The sequence below is a fragment of the Paraburkholderia sp. UCT31 genome, assembly GCF_014397655.1.
GTDB classification, from domain to species: domain Bacteria; phylum Pseudomonadota; class Gammaproteobacteria; order Burkholderiales; family Burkholderiaceae; genus Paraburkholderia; species Paraburkholderia tuberum.
This window is the reverse complement of sequence record NZ_VZQP01000132.1, coordinates 1-5,311: the sequence shown is the minus strand read 5'-3', so window position 1 is coordinate 5,311 and position 5,311 is coordinate 1. Positions and strand designations below refer to the sequence as shown.

Genomic DNA, 5,311 nt, shown 5'->3' with positions numbered 1-5,311 from the left:
CCGAGCGCATAGGCAACCGTGATCGAGTCCTTGTGAACGTCAAGACCCACGTAGAGCGTGCTATCGTGTTCCATGCTGGCCTCCGTGTCGGAAATCGCCGGGTGTGGCCCTGTCCACACCGTGCGGCCCTGGCAGCAATGCTAACCCGCGTTTGATTCCTCACGGCGGGCCAGCCTTTGCCTCACGGGAGTCATGCTGTCTAAACGCTTGCTGGTTGAGGCATACAGGAACTCGGTACGATTTAAAACGAAGAGTTTGACCGGAATTTTCATGCACGGAGCGCGCGTGCCACGTTCAGACCGTCGAGGCAACCACGCTGGTTTGCAATTTTGAGTACTGAAGTTGGAAACCGCTCAGCCGTGTCACGTTCGACGGGTGTGAGTATTGGGCCTTCTCAACCCGAATCGAAGACTTCCAATGAGCAAGCTTTCTCAAATCGTGTCACCCGATGCAGACCTCGCAGAGCAGCGCAACTTTTTCGATGCGGTGAAAAGCAACGCCTGCGTTCGTCTAGCGCTCAAGATATCCGCAATGCGTGCAGCGCTTGCCGAGGCGGAGGGCGCACGTGGCGTCCTCGCTGAGCACGCGGCGCGCGGCGTCGTCGGCGAAGTCGCGCTGTGCGAGAGTCTGGCCGCCGAGGTGTCGGCACTGAGCGGGATCGTGTCCGAGGCTCAGGTGGCGAATGCTGCATGCGACAAGTTCATCGCGGACGCGCGTAGCCGGTTCACCCATCTCACCACTGCTGGCAAATGTGTACATGCGCCGGTTTGTGTTGGCATGGAAGAAGCTCGGACTTCAGCGCACTCTTGGCAGTCGAATCGTGACCTACGCGGACGATCTGGTGATCCTGTGCAAGCGAGGCAAGGCCGAAGAGGCCTTACTGCAACTGCGCGCAATCATGGGCAAGCTGAAGCTGACGGTCAACGAGGAGAAGACACAAATCTGCAAGGTTCCGGAAGGGGAATTCGACTTCCTGGGTTACACGTTTGGGCGGATGTACTCAGCAACGACTGGCCAGGCCCGAATGGGCATGCGTCCGTCGAAGAAGAGTATTCGGCGCATGGTTGAGAAAGTCCATGCGCTACCGGAGGTTGAGCGCGCTTGGTCGCCAGATGAAATGGAGGTCAGCGTGCGTCGATCGCCTACACTTGCTAATGGCATTCGGGTCCCATCGTCGCACGCCGTCACGCAACGCCAAGGAAACAGGATCGCATCCTGGCAATCGATTCGCGCTTGCCCCGCGCACCGCTACCCCCAACTGTGAAACTGCGCGTGGGGCGCCTTACTCAGGTCGCGCTACCGAAAAGATCAGCGAGGCAATCGATGAGAGTGAACTCCCCAGCGCGCACAGAATTGCCCGGGCAAGTCGTACTCGTCTTTCAGGGTGGCGGGGCGTTGGGCGCGTATCAGCTTGGTGTCTATCAGGCGATGGACGAAGCGGGCGTACAGCCGGATTGGGTGATCGGCACCTCCATTGGCGCGATCAACGCAGCCTTGATCGCCGGGAATCCACCGGAGCGCCGATATCGACGGCTGGAGGAATTCTGGAACCAGGTGACCGATCGCACCCGCCTGGACGTGCCTGCTGCCTGGCCTGGCTGGGACAAAATCTTTGCAAAATGGATGATCATCGGCGGCGGCATCGAGGGATTCTTCCAGCCCAATCCGGCATCCTGGCTCGGACCGCTCGCCCGGCTCGGCGTGGATCGAGCGTCGTATTACCTGATTGCGCCGTTGCGCGATACGCTTTGTTCGCTGGTCGACTTCGATCTGCTGAACGCCGGGCATCCGCGACTGACCGTGGGCGCAGTTCACGCCTGCACGGGCGCGATGCGCTACTTCGACTCGCGCGACCAACGGCTGAATGCCTCGCACATCATGAGCTCGGGCGCGCTGCCACCCGCGTTCCCGGCCGTGCGGATTGACGGAGAGCCGTATTGGGACGGCGGCGTTTATTCCAACACCCCGGTCGAGGTGGTGCTGGATGACAAGCCCCGCAAGAGTTCGGTCATCTTCTCGGTACAGGTGTGGAACCCGATCGGCCCTGAGCCGGAAAGCATATGGCAGATCTCGGAACGGCAAAAGGACATCCAGTACGCCAGTCGCACCGACAGTCACATCGCGCGTCAGCAGCAGATACACCGTCTCCGCCATGTAATCCGCGAACTGGTTAAGCGCTTGCCGGAAGCCGAGCGCGCCTCGTCCGAAGTCCAGGAGCTTGCCGCCTGGGGGTGCCAGACCACCATGCGTATGATCAAACTTGCTGCGCCCCGCCTGGACGGGGACGACCAGTTGAAGGATATCGATTTCACCCCAGCCGGCATTGCTTCCCGACAGCGCGCGGGCTATGAAGCAGCAATGCGGGCCATTGCCGCGTGCCCGTGGGACGCACCGATGGACCCAGTAGAAGGATTGACCGTCTACAGCGCGGATGAAGACGTAACCGGTGAGAGACGCGTTTGACGCCTGCCCGAATAAGGACCCGTCGCCGTTGACCGAATGATGCGATTGACGAAATTCCCGGTGGCCGGTGATGGCGTAATGCCAACTTTCTTCGACGCTCCGGGTGCAGGCAAGGCCGCGCTGATTGCCCGTCCGCAGGATCAGGGCTGGCGACGTATAGCGCGTCGCGCAGCGATGAACTTTACTTCGGCCGCCCGCCGCAGCTGAAGCACTGCGCCAGGTCGAATGGGCGGCCAAGGCCGTGCACCGTGCACCAGTAGAGAGGACGTGCGCAGCGATGCGGTCTCGCCGATTTGCGCGACTTCGCTGTGCAGCCGGCAACATGGCGGGGCGTCGGGCGTCGGGCGCCGCAGCGAGGCTGCGCCGCTCGTTCTTCTCCCGCCCGCGCACGAAGCGCGAATCTGGGCGCCACCTAAGCGCCGCGGCTCTGGTGCAAATAGGCGGTCCGGACGAGATTTTTGTTATAGAAAGGATACCTCATCAAGCAGACAGGACGGCCTCCCAAACTGCGGGCGCAGCGGTATCTTTGAGGCCGAGCTTCGCGAGGCTGAATTGGCCCTTGCGAATACGATGGACCAACTCAATACCTGAGAGAGTAATCGCTGCGTTCCTGAAACGTTTGAAGCCGAGCATGACTTTCGTCCGGGACTTGATGTTGCTGTGGTCCTGCTCGACCAAATTATTGAGATATTTCGAGGATCGGATCTTCGTGTCCTCAGGCAGCAAGCCATCGGCCTTCATCTCGCGCACGGCGCGGTGCGAGGCTGCATAACCATCAAGCGTGATGGTCTTCGGTGGCTGGCCTTGAAGTTTGATTGCCTTCCTGAAAAAGGTTTTTGCCGCCTTCACGTCGCGTCTGGCGCTGAGCATGAAGTCTACCGTCTGGCCCACCCGATCCACTGCTCGATAAAGATAGACCCACTTGCCGCGCAGCTTGAGGTAAGTCTCGTCGACACGCCACGACTGGCCGGTGGGCCTGCCAAAGCGGTTCCACCGTTTGACGAACTCCGGCGAAAAGCGCCGCACCCAGCGCAGGATCGTCGTGTGCGCCAGCGACAGACCCCGTTCCGCCATCATTTCGACCAGATCGCGCAGGCTAAGCTTGTAGCGCAGGTACCACCGAACACACAGAATGATCACATCGCGGTCAAAGTGACGGCCTGCGAACAGTTCGTCCAGGCTCTTCAGCTTGCTCATCGTCGGTTCTCAATTCGTTCAGCCCGACAGCTTAACCGATTCGCCCCCCGCGCTATTTGCACCAGAGACCTCGGAACGACCTGGATACGGTTGCAGTCATCTGCGGAGAGGCTGTGGGTCTGTTAAAAGACCGCCCGGGTGCGGAATCAATCGTGCAATCGATGGCGGCACAGGCGGCCGATCTCCTCAGTAAGGGCAGCAAGCTCAAGTTCACCTCAACGTCGTGATAGTAGGTGAGTTGATCTGCCACCGGGCTGACCGAGCACCACCTCCGCGCCGTTCAGATGACTCCTCGGCCATACCAAACGTGCAAGCACCGTGCGGTACCGTGGCATCGAGGTCGACGATGCCCTTGAGATGGCAGAGCAGACCGAAGTTTGAACCGAGGTACCTCCGGACGGTGGTCTGCATCGGGCGCTGTCCCGGCCACCAAGGGACGTTCGCTTGGCCGTTTGCAAGGACGCTCGAGCGGCGGCTTCCGCACTTGAAACCGGCCATTCAAAGACGCCATTCTGGCGTCGGACTGATTTTCAACCGCCCAAGTTTTGATTCAGCAGCGCAAACAACGCTTCCCACCCGCGCTCGGCGGCGGCATGGTCGTATACCGGGAAGTCCGGCACCATCCAACCGTGAGCGGCGGTGTAAATTTCCGCGCGGTAATTTACACCGGCTTCGACGAACGCCTTCTCCAGGCGCTTGGCCATCGCCGGCGGATAGCTGTCATCGTTCTCTGCGCTAGCGAGGTAGACCGCTGCTTTTAGGTTGGACACGAGCAAGTGTGGACTGGTTGGCGCGTCGGTCGCCAGATTGCCACCATGGAAGCTAGCGACCGTCACAAAACGATCAGGATAGGTGGCCGCCGCGGTAATCGCCATACCGCCACCCATGCAAAAACCTATTGCGCCGACCTTGGCGCCCGTAACATCGCTGCGGGCATCGAGATAGGCCAGGAAGGCTTCGATGTCATTCGCAGCCTTATCATTCCCTGTCGTAGCCATCAATGGGCCTAGAATTGCGCGCACGTCGCCCTTAAACACTTCCTCTGGCACGAGGGTTTCGTAGGGGCCGTAGCGGTAGAACAGGTCGGGGAGTAACACGACGTAGCCGGCGTTTGCAACGCGCTGTGCCATCTCAAGCACCGCAGGCCTGATCCCGCCAGCGTCCATAAAGAAAATCACCGGTGGACACGGCCCCTCGCCAGCAGGCGTCATAATATTCGCGGGGCATTCGCCGTCGCGAGTTCGAATAGTCACTCGTTCGTGGGGCATGAAATTCTCCTATTGCCGATGGGTGTGCCGAGAGTAGTCTATCGTCAACATCCGTTTCCGGTCAGCAGTGTGTATTTAACCTCCTGAGTCATTAAACCGATCCCTCGTTTCGCCAAACGTCTAATGGTCAGGGAATGGCCGTTGTACCTGGCTCGGACGTTCGGAGACCTTTCTTGAGCGTCTCAAATGGGTCGTTCACGGTCCGACCAGCGACGCAACGCCGCGAATCTCACGTGCGACGGGATGACCGGCAAGCTTCGTTAAGGGTTATTCGACGTCTGCCCTCATTCACATGGCTGTGAGTGTGCCGCGGCGCGTGTGGGCAGGCGTCGGATAAGCCTCGAGGGAGGAAACCGCGGGATGGTCCGAGACGCTCGGAATTT

Annotated in this window: 5 protein-coding genes and 2 pseudogenes; 4 read left to right on the top strand and 3 right to left on the bottom strand. The window is 60.0% G+C overall.

Features of this window, described 5'->3' with window-relative positions:
• Positions 1-119: pseudogene (locus F6X40_RS43355) on the bottom strand (IS110 family transposase); the annotation flags it as partial.
• 563 nt (positions 120-682) lie between these two features.
• Between F6X40_RS43355 and F6X40_RS43050 the strand changes: the two are divergent.
• The 3 genes from F6X40_RS43050 to F6X40_RS40875 are packed head-to-tail and all read left to right on the top strand — an operon-like array spanning position 683 to position 2,670.
• Positions 683-1,264, top strand: coding sequence for a reverse transcriptase domain-containing protein (locus tag F6X40_RS43050; RefSeq protein ID WP_262421744.1), 582 nt, complete (start codon positions 683-685; stop codon positions 1,262-1,264).
• A gap of 59 nt (positions 1,265-1,323) precedes the next feature.
• Entirely contained in the window at positions 1,324-2,463 is a 1,140-nt protein-coding gene (locus F6X40_RS40880) for a patatin-like phospholipase family protein (protein WP_187631810.1), read from the top strand.
• A 45-nt stretch (positions 2,464-2,508) separates the two neighbouring features.
• Positions 2,509-2,670 (top strand): hypothetical protein, encoded by a 162-nt coding sequence (locus F6X40_RS40875; RefSeq protein ID WP_187631809.1) that lies wholly within the window; start codon positions 2,509-2,511, stop codon positions 2,668-2,670.
• 273 nt (positions 2,671-2,943) lie between these two features.
• Here the strand turns inward: F6X40_RS40875 and F6X40_RS40870 are convergent, their stop codons facing one another.
• The gene (locus F6X40_RS40870; RefSeq protein ID WP_410452747.1) at positions 2,944-3,651 is read right to left on the bottom strand and encodes an IS6 family transposase; all 708 of its coding nucleotides are present in this window, start codon (positions 3,649-3,651) and stop codon (positions 2,944-2,946) included.
• 275 nt (positions 3,652-3,926) lie between these two features.
• On the opposite strand from F6X40_RS40870, the pseudogene F6X40_RS43045 reads away from it, so the two are divergent.
• Positions 3,927-4,041 (top strand): annotated as a pseudogene (locus F6X40_RS43045) (integrase); the annotation flags it as partial.
• A gap of 149 nt (positions 4,042-4,190) precedes the next feature.
• Here the strand turns inward: F6X40_RS43045 and F6X40_RS40860 are convergent.
• Complete coding sequence (locus F6X40_RS40860; RefSeq protein ID WP_187631807.1) at positions 4,191-4,928, bottom strand: dienelactone hydrolase family protein; 738 nt, start codon at positions 4,926-4,928, stop codon at positions 4,191-4,193.
• Between the last annotated feature and the right edge of the window lie 383 nt (positions 4,929-5,311).

What these genes read in the sequence shown, in the direction of transcription:
- F6X40_RS43050 (WP_262421744.1), top strand. Translation starts at nt 683, where the DNA reads ATGCTGCATGCGACAAGTTCATCGCGGACGCGCGTAGCCGGTTCACCC.
- F6X40_RS40880 (WP_187631810.1), top strand. Translation starts at nt 1,324, where the DNA reads ATGAGAGTGAACTCCCCAGCGCGCACAGAATTGCCCGGGCAAGTCGTA.
- F6X40_RS40860 (WP_187631807.1), bottom strand. Translation starts at nt 4,928, where the DNA reads ATGCCCCACGAACGAGTGACTATTCGAACTCGCGACGGCGAATGCCCC.